The sequence below is a fragment of the Streptomyces sp. NPDC047917 genome, assembly GCF_043204345.1.
Lineage (GTDB): Bacteria > Actinomycetota > Actinomycetes > Streptomycetales > Streptomycetaceae > Streptomyces > Streptomyces sanglieri.
Genome location: NZ_JBIDCA010000004.1, coordinates 487,675 through 502,232, shown reverse-complemented (window position 1 = coordinate 502,232; position 14,558 = coordinate 487,675). Strand labels below are relative to the sequence as shown.

12 protein-coding genes are annotated in these 14,558 nt (G+C 70.5%); 10 read left to right on the top strand and 2 right to left on the bottom strand.

The features are described 5' to 3' along the window. Nucleotides 1–295: 295 nt before the first annotated feature. The gene (locus tag ACGF8B_RS12050) at nt 296–910 is read right to left on the bottom strand and encodes a TetR/AcrR family transcriptional regulator (protein ID WP_392737184.1); all 615 of its coding nucleotides are present in this window, start codon (nt 908–910) and stop codon (nt 296–298) included. 195 nt (nt 911–1,105) lie between these two features. Next, nucleotides 1,106–2,263 carry an agmatine deiminase family protein gene (locus ACGF8B_RS12045; RefSeq protein ID WP_392737183.1) on the bottom strand — a complete coding sequence of 386 codons (1,158 nt, stop codon included), beginning with the start codon at nt 2,261–2,263 and terminating at the stop codon, nt 1,106–1,108. Between the two features lie 485 nt (nt 2,264–2,748). Here ACGF8B_RS12045 and ACGF8B_RS12040 point away from each other — a divergent pair, with 485 nt between their 5' ends. From ACGF8B_RS12040 to ACGF8B_RS11995, 10 genes are all read left to right on the top strand, one after another. Next, the gene (locus tag ACGF8B_RS12040; RefSeq protein ID WP_392737181.1) at nt 2,749–4,371 is read left to right on the top strand and encodes a serine/threonine-protein kinase; all 1,623 of its coding nucleotides are present in this window, start codon (nt 2,749–2,751) and stop codon (nt 4,369–4,371) included. 73 nt (nt 4,372–4,444) lie between these two features. Next, nucleotides 4,445–5,020: a TetR/AcrR family transcriptional regulator gene (locus ACGF8B_RS12035; RefSeq protein WP_392737179.1), complete on the top strand. Its 576-nt coding sequence runs from the start codon at nt 4,445–4,447 to the stop codon at nt 5,018–5,020. Nucleotides 5,021–5,413: 393 nt separating this feature from the next. Continuing rightward, nucleotides 5,414–6,151: an urease subunit gamma gene (gene ureA / locus ACGF8B_RS12030; protein ID WP_392737178.1), complete on the top strand. Its 738-nt coding sequence runs from the start codon at nt 5,414–5,416 to the stop codon at nt 6,149–6,151. Continuing rightward, nucleotides 6,148–7,899, top strand: coding sequence for an urease subunit alpha (locus tag ACGF8B_RS12025; protein WP_392737176.1), 1,752 nt, complete (start codon nt 6,148–6,150; stop codon nt 7,897–7,899). Before ureA ends, ACGF8B_RS12025 begins: the two co-directional genes overlap by 4 nt. Nucleotides 7,900–8,067: 168 nt before the next feature. Continuing rightward, nucleotides 8,068–9,081 carry an agmatine/peptidylarginine deiminase gene (locus ACGF8B_RS12020; protein ID WP_392737174.1) on the top strand — a complete coding sequence of 338 codons (1,014 nt, stop codon included), beginning with the start codon at nt 8,068–8,070 and terminating at the stop codon, nt 9,079–9,081. A 96-nt stretch (nt 9,082–9,177) separates the two neighbouring features. Continuing rightward, nucleotides 9,178–10,854 (top strand): ABC transporter substrate-binding protein, encoded by a 1,677-nt coding sequence (locus ACGF8B_RS12015; RefSeq protein WP_392737172.1) that lies wholly within the window; start codon nt 9,178–9,180, stop codon nt 10,852–10,854. Next, entirely contained in the window at nt 10,851–11,810 is a 960-nt protein-coding gene (locus tag ACGF8B_RS12010; protein WP_392737170.1) for an ABC transporter permease, read from the top strand. Before ACGF8B_RS12015 ends, ACGF8B_RS12010 begins: the two co-directional genes overlap by 4 nt. Next, a complete protein-coding gene (locus ACGF8B_RS12005) occupies nt 11,807–12,661 on the top strand; it encodes an ABC transporter permease (RefSeq protein WP_342282253.1) in 855 nt (284 codons plus the stop codon). Before ACGF8B_RS12010 ends, ACGF8B_RS12005 begins: the two co-directional genes overlap by 4 nt. Further along, nucleotides 12,658–13,650 carry an ABC transporter ATP-binding protein gene (locus ACGF8B_RS12000; protein WP_392737167.1) on the top strand — a complete coding sequence of 331 codons (993 nt, stop codon included), beginning with the start codon at nt 12,658–12,660 and terminating at the stop codon, nt 13,648–13,650. Before ACGF8B_RS12005 ends, ACGF8B_RS12000 begins: the two co-directional genes overlap by 4 nt. Further along, a complete protein-coding gene (locus ACGF8B_RS11995) occupies nt 13,643–14,476 on the top strand; it encodes an ABC transporter ATP-binding protein (RefSeq protein WP_392737165.1) in 834 nt (277 codons plus the stop codon). Before ACGF8B_RS12000 ends, ACGF8B_RS11995 begins: the two co-directional genes overlap by 8 nt. Nucleotides 14,477–14,558 lie beyond the last annotated feature (82 nt).

Genomic DNA, 14,558 nt, shown 5'->3' with positions numbered 1-14,558 from the left:
GCAGTGTGGACCTGCATCCGGACGTTGCTCCTGGTGGCTCCACTCAAGCAACCTGTACACGCGGGGCTCCTGGCACATGATGTGGGCAAGACGTCCATCCTGCCGCCCCGTAACGCTTCGGGCCGATCATTGCTCCAGCCCATGGCATGTCAGGACCTTCGCGCGGGCCCCGGCACCGTCCGGGCCCCCTTCGTCGACTTCGCCGAGGCGGGCTGACGGCGTCCGTGGCATCGGGCGGCATGCCGAGGGCCCGCCGGTGGTCCAGCGGGCCCTCCGAGAACCAGTGCCCGGAACTCTACGTCCGCGGCGGCACTTCGCCGGGGGCCCACTCACGGTTCAGATGCCCGATCTCTACGGATACCGCTTCCCGCATCAGCTCACGGGCGTGGGCGAGGGGCGTGGCGCCGCTCAGCCAGCGGGTGCTGAGTCCCTCCAGGAGGGCCGTCAGGCGCTCGGCGGCTGCGGTGAGGGCCGGCGCGGGAACCGCGGGGCACGCCTGGCCCAGCAGCGCCGCGACGTCGTGTGTCCAGGTCAGGCCGGCTCTCGCCAGGTCCTTGCGCAGCTCCGGCTCGAAGACGGCGCTGGCTCGCAGCTCGCCCCAAGCCGTGCTGTTCTCGCGGACCTCGGGATGATCCTGGAACTCCAGCAGCAGGGAACGTTCCAGCTCCTGGTGCGGCGGGGCGGTCTCGGCCGCCCCCTCCACGCCGGCGGTGTAGCGCCCGGCCCGGTCGCTGATGAACTCCAGCGTGTGGTGCAGGATGCCCGCCCGGTCCTTGAAGTGGTAGTAGATCAGCGCGGTGGACACCCCGGCTTCGGCGGCCAGTTGCTCCACCCGCAGTCCCCGCACTCCCCTCCGGGCTATGACTCGGGCAGCCCCTTCCAGGATTGCGGTGCGGCGGTCCGTGGTCACGTCGTCCCTCCTCGTACTCCTCGGCAGAGTGTCTCATGTCGACTGAATTTTCAGTTCAGCCAGATGCCGGGACGGCGGACACGCCCTCCCGTCCCTCGCACAGGGATCGAAGAGGGCCGGTCCGGGGCCGGTGCTCTGCCCTGCGGGGGCCGTTGGCATCGGTCCTGGACGCAGTGACTCGGGCGGTGCGTGCTGTCAGGCGGCAGGTTTGCCGGGCTGGTCGTGCGTGGAGCAGTGGATGCCGCCGCCGCCCGAGGCGATCGTGTCGATCTGGATCGGCACGACGTCGCGCTTCGGGAAGTGCTCCTGGAGGATGCTCTTCGCCCGGCTGTCGGCCTTCCGGTCGCCGAACTTCGGCATGAAGACCGAATCGTTGGCGATGTAGAAATTGGCGTAGGTGGACACGAAGTCGTCACCCTCGCCGGTGATCCTGTCGAGGTCGGGCTGGGGGAGGTCGATGATCTCGAAGCGCCGTCCCCGCGCGTCGGTCGCCTTGCTGAGCACCGAACGAGCCTGGTCGGCGGAGCGGGACCAGGAGTCCGGGGGAGTGCCGGGGGCCGCCTGGTCCAGGAGGACCACACCCGGTGCGGTGAACCTTACGAGGCTGTCCACATGGGCGTCGGTGATGTCCTCGCCGCGGACACCGGCCAGCCAGACCACCTTCTCCACACCGAGGGTGTCGATGAGCTCGTCCTCGATCCGGCCCCGGCTCTTCCCCCGGTTGCGGTTGTCGTTGACGATCGAGCTCTCGGTGATGAGGAGGGTTCCCTCGCCGTCGGTCTCGAAGGAGCCGCCCTCGGCGACCAGAGGGGCCTGGACGCGGGGGATGCCGTATTTGGCGAGCAGCTTTCGGCCCACCTGGGCGTCGTTGGTGTGCTGCTGCTTGTTGCCCCAGCCATTGAAGTTGAAGTCGACCCCGACGACCTCCCCGTCCTCTTCCACGAAGACGGGGACGATGTCACGGGCCCACAGGTCGTCGACCTCCATGGGGATGACTTCCACCTGGGATCCGCACGCCCGCTGTGCGGCCTTCAGCTGCGAAGGCCTGGCCATCATGACGACCTCCTCGTACTCCCCCACGGCACGAGCGATCCGTGCGATGTCCTCGCGCACGTAAGGCAGGTCCTCCGCCCAGACCGCCTCCAGGGCCGGCCACGACATGAACGTACGGGTGTGGCTCTCCCATTCGGCGCCCAGCCGGAGTCCTCCGTCCGGCCCGACGCCCGGGCCCGAGGTCTTGGCGGCGCCGGCCTGGCCGGAGCCGGACGGGCCGCAGGCGGATGCGCCGAGGACGATCGCGCCGATTCCGGCGAAGGAACGGAGGACCGAGCGGCGGGAGGGGGAGGAGGTCACAGTGGACTCCGATCATGGGCCGGCAGAACCGAGATGTCCTGCCGTGGTGGGGGCACGGAGAGGTAGGAGAAGCAGGGGCGCGACGCGAGTCCTACTGGAAGGGTGCATCGTCCGCACCGCGAGCGCCGGTAGCCGCGGTATGTCCGCCAGGCCTCGCACCACTGTGACACTGACTAGAATTTCAGTCAAACTGCGCATGGGATCGTGGGCCGTCAAATGCGAGACCGTCCGCAGTCACCGGATGCCCTGCCGTGCCATGACGCGGGCGGCCGCCTCCAGGATGGCCGTTCTGTGGTCGGTCGCCGTGTGGTCCCTGCTGGTGGCTCCATTGGTCATCTCTCGTATTGACTGAAATTTTAGTTAGTATGCTTGCGGGGAACGTTTCCCGAATGAGCTCCCGGTACCCGGGCCGGGGCGTCGGTTCCGCGCTCGCGACTCGGACCCTCTGCTCGTCACCCCGTTCCACCTCGCCGAAAGAGCCCCGCATGTCTGCTCAGCCTCCCGGTGCACAGCCCGCTCACACGGCCCTGTCCTCCGACGACCCCCGCTCGATCGGTGGCTATCGCCTCCATGCCCGGCTGGGCGCGGGCGGGATGGGCGTGGTGTACCTGGCGTACACCCCGGGTGGGCGTCCCATCGCCCTGAAGGCGGTCAGGGAGGAGTTCGCCGCGGACCCCGGGTTCCGTGAGCGCTTCACCCAGGAGGTGGCCAGTGCCCGCCGGATCCACGGTCTGTTCACGGCGCAGGTGGTGGACTTCGGGGTGGACGCCCGTACGCCGTGGCTGGCGACGGCGTACGTCGCCGGCCCGACCCTTCAGCAGGTGGTCCAGCGGCACGGTCCGCTGCCGGTCCGCACGGTGCTGCTGCTCGTAGCCGGCATCGCCGAGGCCCTCCAGGCGATCCATGGCGTGGGAGTCGTCCACCGCGACCTCAAGCCGGCCAACGTCCTCGTCGCCGCCGACGGTCCCCGTGTGATCGACTTCGGCATCGCACGGGCGGCCGACGCCGCCGCGCTGACCGCGACGGGGCTGCGCATCGGCACCGCCGCGTTCATGGCGCCCGAGCAGGCGGTCGGTCTCCCCGTGACCGGGGCGACCGACGTCTTCGCCCTCGGTGCACTCGCCGCGTACGTGGCAAGCGGTGCGCCGCCCTTCGGGAACGGGCCGGAATCCGCCGCTCTGTACCGCGTGGTCCATGAGGAACCCGACCTCGCCCGGGTGCCGCCCGAGCTGCGTGACCTGCTCGCGCGCTGCCTGGCCAAGAATCCCGAGGACCGGCCGGCGCCCGTCGAACTGATCGCGGCCGTCCATGTCCATCCCGTCGTCGGTGGACGGCCCGAGTTCGCCGACGACTGGCTTCCCCACCAGGTCGACGACGACATCGCGAGGCACGGCGCGGGACCGGCGCCGACGCATGTCCGGGCCACGGTCACCGTCCTCGAAGGCGCGGTTCCCCATGTCCGTTCCGGGAGCGGCGCCGCGCCGCCCCCCACCCCCGCGGGCGGCGGGGCGGCGCACCCGCCACGGTCACAGCGTGCTCCCCGGCGCGGCGGACGTCTGGCCCTCACCGCCCTCGTGGTGCTCGTCGCCCTGCTGGTGGGCGGGGCGGCGGTCCGCTACCTCGACCATCCGTCGGAGGACGACACGGGACCGTCCGAGGCCGCCGTGCCACCGTCCGCCGGTCCGCCCGTCACCGCGGGGCCGACCTCCTTGCCGCGGTCCTCCGGCCCGGCCGCGTACGCACCGGGTTATGCGAACGTCGAACTCACTTCGCCCGACACCTCCTACGAGTTCGATCTCCGTGCCGGAAGGGTCGTCCCTCAGGACACGGCCGCCTGGTACCTCGCCGGCAGTGGCGACGCGTTCGTCCTGCCGGAGGACAGCGACGCCTTCATCGCGACCGGTGACGACCTGAGTGTGGCCGAATGCGTCCGCGGGATCGAGACACAGCCGGTGACCGCGCTGCCCTTCACCGAGCTCGCGGACGAATGGCCCTTCTGCCTGCGGAGTGCGGATCAGAAGGAGATCGTGATCGCGCGCCTCGTCGAAGCGGCCCCGGACGGCGGTTCCGTCACAGTCGTCGTGGACCACTATCGCCGCGCCGGGTGACCTGGGGCCGGGGCCCGGATGCCACCCCACAGCCGTGCGGAGCACAACGGAAGCCACCCGGTAGGGTTCAGGGATGGCATCTCGCAGTACTCAGATCCTCGAAGCGGCCGCACGGGTCATCGCCCGGCGCGGCATCCGTGGGCTGCGCGTGGACGAGCTCGCGACAGAGGCCGGGGTGTCCACGGCGCTCATCTACTACTACTTCAAGGACCGTTCCGGAATCCTGCGCGCCACGCTGGAGTACATCAGCGATCGCGCCGAGCGCTACACCACCGAACGCGATCCGGACGCCCCGCCGCTGAGCCCGCGCGAAGAACTTGAGGAAACACTGCTCCTGGAGCTCCAGGACACCATCGAGGTGCGGGAGAACAGCGCGGCCTGGGGCGAGCTGCGGGCGAGTGCCGTCTTCGACGAGCTGCTGCGCGAGGACCTCGCCCGGGCCACACTGGTGTGGGCGCAGGAGATCGCGGCATTGCTCGGCCAGGTGCAGCCCATGGCGCCGGCGGCGGCGTTGGCCTCGGCCGGGGAGCGGCTCACCGCACTCCTCGAAGGGCTCAGCATGCGCTGGCTCAGCGGTGGAATCCGCATCGATCACGCACGCGCCCTGCTACGGGGCGCCGTCGACGCGGAGTTGACCGCGCTCGGCTGAGCCCGGACGTCACCTTGCTGCGGCGCCACGGTGTGCCGCGAGCCCATCCCGCCGACAGCCCCTCACCCAGACGTGCCCTCACCCAGGCAGGCCCTCACTCGGGCAGGCCCGTGTTCTGGCGTGTCCCGTGCCGACGGCAGGAATTCACCCGAAGTATTGACTGGTTTTTCAGTCAGTGTCACAGTGATGCCATCGCCGAGAACGGATTGCTCTCGCAGGCGTTCGGCCGACTTCCCACACCTGCCGAGGTTCTTCTCGGCCCATGGCGCCCCCGCCTGTTTCCGGGGCGCCCGGCGGCCGTGTCGTACAGGTATCTCGCACACCTTCCGGAGAAGGAATGAACACCATGGTTTCGACCGGCGTATGCGTCGGGGGAACTGGTCGGGGGCCGTCATGCCGCTGACTCCCACCGAGCGGGACCGCCTGCTGCTGTTCACCGCCGCCGAACTCGCCCGGGCCCGCCACGCCCGCGGGCTCCGGCTCAACGTCCCCGAGGCGACCGCGCTCGTCGCGGACACGGTCTGCGAGGCCGCCCGCGACGGCCTGCGTCTGGCCGAGGCGATCCAGCGGGCCCGCTCCGTCCTCGGTCCCGACGACGTGCTGCCCGGCGTCGTCGACGTGGTCACCGAGATCCAGGTCGAGGCCGTCTTCGACGACGGCACGCGGCTCGCGGCGATTGCCGATCCGTTCGGAGAGCGGGAGCGCAACGACGGTGCCCCGGGCGCCGTGCTGCCCGCCTCGGACGCCATCGACGGGCCGGAGCCCGTCAGGACGCTGTTCGTCCGCAACACCGCGGCGGTGCCCGTCAGCGTCACCTCTCACTTCCACTTCTTCGAGGCGAACCCGCGCCTGGACTTCGACCGGGCCGCCGCCTACGGAATGCGGCCGGCGATCCCGGCCGGCGCGTCCTTCCGCTTCGACGCGGGCGGCGAGGCCGAGATCGGCCTGGTCCCGATCGGCGGCGCCCGGGTCGCCATCGGTTTCGCGGGCCTGGTCGACGGCCCGCTCGACGCGCCCGGCGCGAAGGAAGGGGCCCTGCGCAGGGCGGCGGCCTGCGGCTACCTCGGAGTGGACCGCACATGCGGCCCGTACGGCGATGCCGCCGCGGCCCGGGAAGGGACGACTCTGTGAGCAAGCAGACCAGGCACAGCGACCACTGCGCCCCCGGGCACAGCCGCCACATCGATCCGTACGAGTACGCCTCCGTGCACGGCCCGCGCGCCGGTGACCGGGTGCGGCTCGGCGACTCCGGCCTAGTGGTCCGGGTGGAGGCCGACGCGCAGAAGCCGGGCGACGAGTTTCTCGCCGGCTTCGGCAAGACGGCCCGGGACGGGATGCACCTGAAGGCCGCGGCCGTCCGCGAGACCTGCGACGTGGTGATCACCAATGTGCTGGTGATCGACGCCGTGCTGGGTATCCGCAAGGTGTCCATCGGGATCCGTGAGGGCCGGATCAGCGCGATCGGGCGGGCCGGCAACCCCGATACCCTCGACAATGTCGACGTCGTCGTCGGTACGGGGACGACAATGATCCCGGGGGAGGGCCTTGTCGCCACCGCCGGGGCGGTGGACACCCATGTGCACCTGCTGTCGCCCCGGATCATGGAGGCCTCGCTCGCCAGCGGTGTCACCACCGTCATCGGACAGGAGATAGGCCCGAGTTGGGGTGTCGGCGTCAACTCGCCGTGGGCGCTGAAGCACGCCTTCAACGCCTTCGACGCCTGGCCGGTCAACATCGGCTTCCTCGCGCGCGGTTCGTCGTCCGACCCGGCGCCACTGGTGGAGGCGCTCGCCGAGGGCGGGGCGTCGGGTTTCAAGGTGCACGAGGACATGGGCGCGCACACCCGGGCCCTGGATACGGCGCTGCGGGTGGCCGAGGAGCACGACGTACAGGTCGCGCTGCACTCGGACGGCCTGAACGAGTGCCTGTCGGTCGAGGACACCCTGAAGGTTCTTGAGGGCCGGACGATCCACGCCTTCCACATCGAGGGCTGCGGCGGCGGACATGTACCGAACGTGCTGAAGATGGCCGGTGTGCCGAACGTCATCGGCTCCTCCACCAACCCGACGCTGCCGTTCGGGCGGGATGCGGTGGCCGAGCACTACGGGATGATCGTCTCCGTCCACGCGCTCAAGACGGACCTGCCCGGCGACGCCGCCATGGCGCGCGACCGGATCCGGGCCGGGACGATGGGTGCGGAGGACGTCCTGCACGACCTCGGCGCGATCGGGATCACCTCCTCCGACGCGCAGGGCATGGGGCGGGCGGGGGAGACCATCCGGCGCACGTTCGCCATGGCGGGCAAGATGAAGGCCGAGGCCGGCCCGCTCGAAGGCGACGGGCGGGGAGACGACAACGCGCGCGTGCTCCGCTACATCGCCAAGCTGACCATCAACCCGGCGATCGCCCATGGCCTCGCGCACGAGATCGGTTCCATCGAGGTCGGGAAGATGGCCGACATCGTGCTGTGGCGCCCCCCGTTCTTCGGGGCCAAGCCGCAGATGGTCATCAAGAACGGCTTCCCCGCCTACGGAGTGACGGGCGACCCCAACGCGGCCACCGACACCTGTGAACCCCTTGTCCTCGGCCCCCTGTTCGGTGCCCACGGCGCGACCCCGGCCGAGATCTCCGTGGCCTTCGTCAGCCGCGCCGCCGCCGAGTCCGGATCCTCGGGCCGCCCGTACGACGGCATGACCACCCGCCGGCGCCGGGTCGCCGTGCGCGGCACCCGGGGCATCGGCCCCGCGGACATGATCGGCAACACTCGGCTGGGAGACGTCCAGGTCGACGGCCGCACCGGCCTGGTCACGCTCGACGGGACGCCCCTGCGGTCCGAGCCGGCCCAAGAGGTCTCGCTCAGCCGCCTCTACTTCCTCTGATCCGGCGCCACTGCGTTCCCGAAAGGCGAACGACTCCCGATTTCACTCTTGACTGAGTTTTCAGTCAAGTGGAAGATTCCATCCACCACGTACTCGTCCCCGGCCCGACCCGGCCCTGTGCCGGCTCGCCGCCGACCGGTACCGCTGGCGAAAGAAGAGAGATCTCAGATGACCGCCTTCCGTATGCCCGCCGAGTGGTCCGAGCACGAGGGATGCCTGATGGCCTGGCCCACCCGCCCCGACCTCTGGGGCAGCGTGCTGAACGATGTCAGGCAGGAGTACGCGAACGTCGCCCGGGCGATCGCGGAGTTCGAACCGGTGACGATGGTGGCTCCGCCCGGCCACGGTGAGGACGCCCGGACCTGCTGCGGACCGGAGATCACCGTCGTGGAGCTCGCGCTGGACGACTCCTGGTTCCGTGACTCCGCGCCGCTGTTCGTCCTGGACGGCGACGGGCGCCGGGCCGGTGTCGACTTCCGCTTCAACGCCTGGGGCCGCAAGCACCACCCGTACGACTCCGACGACCGGATCAGCGCGCTGCTCCTCGACCACCTCGGGGTGGAGCGCATCGCCTCCGAGATGATCCTTGAGGGCGGGGCGATCACGGTCGACGGCGAGGGCACGCTGATCACGACCGAACAGTGCCTTCTGCACCCCAACCGGAACCCCGGCATGAACCGGGACGAGATCGAGGCCGAGCTGAAGTCCCGGCTGGGCGTCCGCAAGGTTGTCTGGCTTCCCTACGGCGGGCTCCTCGACACCGAGACCGACGGCCACGTCGACGGAGTCTGCGCCTTCGCCGCCCCGGGCAAGGTCGTCGTCTCGCTGCCCGCCGACCCCGCGCACCCCGACTACGCCCGCATGCGTGCCAACCGCGCGGTACTGGAGGCCACGACCGATGCCGACGGCCGCCCGTTCGAGATCATCGACGTCCCGCAGACCGCGTTCGCCGATGTGGCCGGTGGCGAGGTCGAGGTGTCGTATCTGAACTACTACGTCGCCAACGCGGGCGTGGTCGTCCCGGTGGCGGGCGTGCCCCAGGACGAGGACGCCCTCGCGGTGATCGCCGGTGCCTACCCCGGCCGCAAGGTCGTCGGCGTGCGGGCGCCCGTGATCGCGTTCGGCGGCGGGGGAGTGCACTGCATCACGCAGCAGATCCCCGCCGTCCGCCCCGGCGCGTGACCCGGACCGGACGCGCCGGCTCCTGCCGGGCCCTTCCCGGGTCCGGCGGCCTCCCCCATCGCGTACGCACACGACGTACGGAAAGAGAGCGCGACGATGAGCACACCCGTACCCCGCACCGGCAGACGCGCGAGGGCGCCGCGCGGTGGGCCGCCCTCCCGCAGCCTGGCCGCCATGGCCGCCTTCCTGACCTCCGCAGCCCTGGTCGCGGCCTGTTCGGGACCGCCCAAGGACGAGGGGAGCCACCCCGGCGACTTCACCCTCTCGAAGGGCACGCCCGCCGCCAGGGGCGAGATCGACTCCTTCACCTGGGCCACCTACGCCGAGCCGCCCACGCTCGACTACACCATGGCGTTCGACTACCCGCAGAACACCATCCTCTCCAACGTGTGCGAGAGCCTGATGCGCTGGACGCCGAACCTCACCATGGAGCCCGGCCTGGCTCGCAAGGCATCCAACCCGAACCCCACCACCTGGGTCTACGACCTTCGCCCGGGGGTGCGTTTCCACAACGGCAAGGTGATGACCGCCGACGACGTGGTCTTCAGCCTCGGCCGGCAGACCGACCCCGACAACGCCGCCGCATGGGCCCAGATCTTCCAGAACGTCGCCTCCGTGAAGAAGACCGGTCCGCTCCAGGTCACCGTCGGGCTCAAGAAGCCCGACTCCCAGTTCCCGCAGTACATGGCCACCGCCGCCGGCGTGGTCGCCTCCAAGGCCGGTGTCGAGGCCGCCGGCAAGGACTACGGCACCTCCGGTGGCCTCGCCTGCACCGGCCCGTTCGAGCTCGGCACCTGGAGCAAGGGCCAATCCGTCGAACTCGACCGGTTCAACGGCTACTGGGGCAAGAAGGCCAGGGCCGGCAAGGTCGTCTTCCGCTTCATGACCGACCCCTCGGCCCGTACCAACGCCCTGCTCAGCGGGGAGGCCGACGGCGGCTACCTCATCCCCACCGAGAGCTACGGACGGCTCAAGAACAGCGGCGCCGGAACCCTCTACTTCGGCGAGGGCCTGACCACGGTCAACGTCAACGTCACCAACATGAAGGGGCCGCTCGGTGACGTCCGGGTGCGCCGCGCGCTGTCCCTGGCCCTGGACCGCTCCGGGTTCGTCAAGGCCGGACTCGGCGGCGCGGGCACCGCCACCAACTCGCTCACCCCCCGGGCCTCCTGGGCCGGGGCCTCGAAGCGGACCGCACAAGCCGCCTTCGGTTCGCTGCCACCCGCCGAGCGGGACATCGAGAAGGCCACGAAGCTGATCAAGGAGGCCGGCGCCTCCGGCAAGACCTTGACCGTTGCCACCAGCTCCATCGGCCAGGACGTCTCCCTCCTCGCCACCGCCGTCCAGGCGGCCGGCACCCGGATCGGCCTGGACATCCGCCTCAAGACCATCGCCCCGAACGCCTTCACCGCGCTGTTCACCGACCCGAATGCGCGCGAGGGCATCGACTTGTTCCCCTACACCTCCTACCAGAACATCACGGACCCGCTGGACCTGCTGTCGAACTTCAGGACCGGCGCCTACTTGAACTTCGCCGGCTACAGCGACAAGAAGTACGACCAAGGCATCGACCGGGCGACCGCCGCGTACGACCCGGACGAGCGCCTGGCGATCGAGGTGGAGCTGCAGAAGCACGCCGCCGGGCAGCTGCTGTGGATCCCGGTCGCCGAGTGGCCCACCGCGGTCTTCCTCAACAAGAGGATCAGCGGCGCACCCACCACCATCTCCTACATGTACTACCCGTGGGCCGCCGATGTGGGGGCCGCACCGTGAGCTTCACCAGATTCGCCGCACGGCGGCTCGCGGAGATGATCGCCACCTTGCTGTGCGCGTCGTTCGTGGTCTTCGGCGCGATGTACCTCGCGCCGGGAAGCCCCGCGAGCTTCCTGCTCTCGGGCCGCTCGGCCTCGCCCGAGGCCCTCGCCGCGATCAGCGCCCAGTACCACCTGGACGACCCCTTCTTCGTCCGGTACCTGCGCTGGCTAGGCGACATGGCACAGGGCGACTTCGGGCGGTCGATCACGTACCGCACCGACGTCTCCGGCCTGCTGGCCGACCGCCTTCCCACCACGTTGCTGCTGATCGCGATGGCCCTGGTCGTGGTGGTGGTCGTCGGCCTGCTGCTCGGCCGGCTCGCCGCCGCACGCGGCGGTGCCACGGACTCCGCCGTCCTGGTCACCACCACCTTCGCCGTCGGGACCCCGTCCTTCGTCGCGGCCGTACTCCTCCAGGCCCTGTTCGCCGTCAAACTCGGCTGGTTCCCGAGCGGTGGTGCCGGCGACGGCTTCTTCGACCAGCTCTGGCACCTGACCCTCCCCGCGATCGCGCTCGCCCTCTACCTGATCGGCCTGCTCGCCCGGGTCACCCGCTCGGCGATGCTCGAAGCGCTCGACAGCGAGCACGTCACGGTGGCCCGCAGCCGGGGTGTGCCCGAGCGCCACGTCATCCGCCGACATGCGTTCCGCAACTCGCTCGGCACGGTCCTGACCACCGGCGGCCTGATCGTCTCGACCCTCCTGGTCTGCACAATCCTCGTGGAGAGCGCGTTCGGCATCGGCGGCATCGGCCAGCTCCTCGAACTGTCCACCTCCACCAAGGACTTCCCCACCGTCCAGGCCATCTCCCTGATCATCGTCGCCCTGTTCATGATCGTGAACCTCATCGTCGACCTCCTGCTCCCGCTGGTCGACCCGCGGATCACCCTCGGATCGAGGAGGTCCTCCGCATGACCGCCGTCCTCACCCGCCGGCCAGGCCCGGCCCGGATCCGCACGGCTCGCTCACCGCTCCACCTGTGCTGTCTGGCCTTCGTCGTCCTCGTCGTCGGCGCGGCGCTGCTCGCCCCCCTCGTCGTGCCGTACGACCCCAACACCGTCGACCTCGGCAACGCGCTCGCCGGACCCTCGTCCGGGCATCTGCTCGGCATCGACGCCGCGGGCCGGGACACCCTCTCGCGGCTCCTGCTGGGCGCCCGTGCCTCGCTGCTCGGCCCGCTCGGCGTGGTCCTCTTCTCCACCGTCGCCGGCATCGTGGTCGGCACGGCCGCGGCCTGGCGAGGCGGCTGGCTCGACTCGGTCCTCTCCCGCAGCACCGAAATCGTCTTCGCCTTCCCCGGCATGCTGCTGGCGATCCTCATCATCTCGATCTACGGCGAGGGGCTGCTGGCACCGGTCATCGCCCTCGCCGTCGCCTACCTGCCCTACGTCAGCCGGTTGACGCGTTCCCTGGTGCTCGCCGAGCGCGAGCGCCCCTACGTCAGCGCCTACCAGGTCCAGGGCCACTCGGCGCTGTACATCTGCGTGCGCCACATCCTGCCCAACATCGCCCCCGTGGTCCTCGCCCAGTCCACCATCAACTTCGGCTACGCCCTCATGGACCTCGCCGGACTCTCCTTCCTCGGCCTCGGTGTCCCGGCGCTCACGCCCGACTGGGGACGCATGGTCTTCGACGGACAGACCGCCGTCCAGCACGGATACCCGCTGTCCGCGATTCTGCCGTGCGTCTTCATCGTGCTCACGGTGGTCGCGTTCAACGTGGTCGGAGAGCGCTGGGCCGACCGCGTAGCCAGGAGAGACCGATGAACACATCCGACCGGCCGGCACTCGACATCCAGGGGCTCCGGATCACCCTGCCCGGCACCGCTCGCCCCGTCCTCGACGGGATCGACCTCACCGTCGCCGTCGGCGAGACCGTCGCCCTCGTCGGCGAGTCCGGCTCCGGAAAGAGCCTCACCTCGCGCAGCGCCCTTCGCCTGCTGCCTCCGGGCGCCGTCACCGAAGGCACCGTCCTCGTCGACGGCCACGACGTCCTCACCCTGGACTCCGAGCGGCTGCGCGCGCTGCGCACCGGCACGGTGGCCATGATCTTCCAGGACCCACGGGCGGCCATCAACCCCCTGCGGCGCATCGGCGACTTCCTCACCGAGAGCGTGCGGCTCAACCGCACGATGAGCGCCGCCGAGGCGGAAGCCCGCGCGGTAGAACTTCTGGAGGCGGTGGGGCTGGACGACACCGCCCTGGCCAAATACCCCGGCCAGGTGTCCGGTGGCATGCTGCAACGCGTCATGATCGCCACCGCGCTGATGGGAGACCCGTCGCTGCTGCTCGCCGACGAGCCCACCACCGCACTGGACGTCACCACCCAGGCCGAGGTCATCGCCCTCCTCGGCAGACTGCGCGAGCGATTCGGCACCGGGCTGCTGTTCGTCACCCACGACCTCGACCTCGCGGCGGTGATCAGCGACCGCGTGTACGTCATGTACGCCGGGCGGATCGCTGAAAGCGGACCCGCCGAGGTCCTCTTCGAGCACCCCCGGCACCCCTACACGGCCGCCCTCCTCGCCTCCACCCCGCGCATGGAGAACCCGCAGGGCCGGCTCGCCGCCATCGACGGCCGGCCTCCCGACCTCCGAATGGAGCTGACCGGTTGCGCCTTCGCCGCACGTTGCCCGCTGGCCACCGAACTGTGTGACCACCAGGCCCCGTTGCCGCTGCCCGCGCCGGGCCGGCCGGACCACCACGCGGCCTGTCACCACAGTGACCGACTCGAAGGAAGTGCCATCGATGCCTGAGAACGCGGAGAGCACCCGGTACGGCGAGAACGCGGAGAACGTGCTGGTCGTCAGGGGCCTGCGCAGGACCTTCGGCACCGTACGGGCCGTGGACGACGTGTCCTTCACGCTGCCGCACGGCGGATCACTGGGCATCGTGGGCGAGTCCGGCTCCGGCAAGACCACCACCGCCCGGATCGTCGTCGGCCTGGAACAGGCGGACGAGGGCGACGTCCTCGTGCGCGGCCGGTCCCGCACCGACCGGGCCCGCGGGCGGGCGAAGCGTCTCGCCCGCGCCCGTGAGGTACAGATGGTCTTCCAGGACCCTCTCCTGTCGCTCGACCCGAGGACCAGCGTCGAGCTGGCCCTCCGCGAGACGCTGCGGCTCCACTTCCCCGAGCGCGACCACGCCCGGCGGATACGGGAACTGCTCGACCAGGTCGGGTTGGGAACACGCGCCGCGGACGCTCTGCCGCGACAGCTCTCCGGCGGGCAGCGACAGCGCGTCGCCATCGCGCGAGCCCTGGCCGTCGAGCCGGCCGTACTCGTCCTGGACGAGGCGGTCGCCGCACTCGACGTATCCGTACAGGCACAGATCCTCAACCTGCTCGCCGATATCCGGGAGCAGACCTCGATCGGCTACCTCTTCATCACCCACGACCTCGGCGTGGTCCGGTGCGTCACCGATGACGTCATCGTGATGCGGCACGGCGCCGTCATCGAGGCGGGGGCCACCGCCGAGGTACTGGCCGCTCCCCAGCACCCCTACACCCGGCTCCTCCTGGAGTCCGTGCCCCGCCCCGGCTGGGACCCGGAGCGGATCGCGGAGGCCCGCCGGGCCCTGTAGACGACCTGTTCCCAGGGGCCAGTGATCGTAGGTGGTCGGTGAGCGCAGGACGGTTCGTCCGGTGGCGTCGTCGTGTCGGATC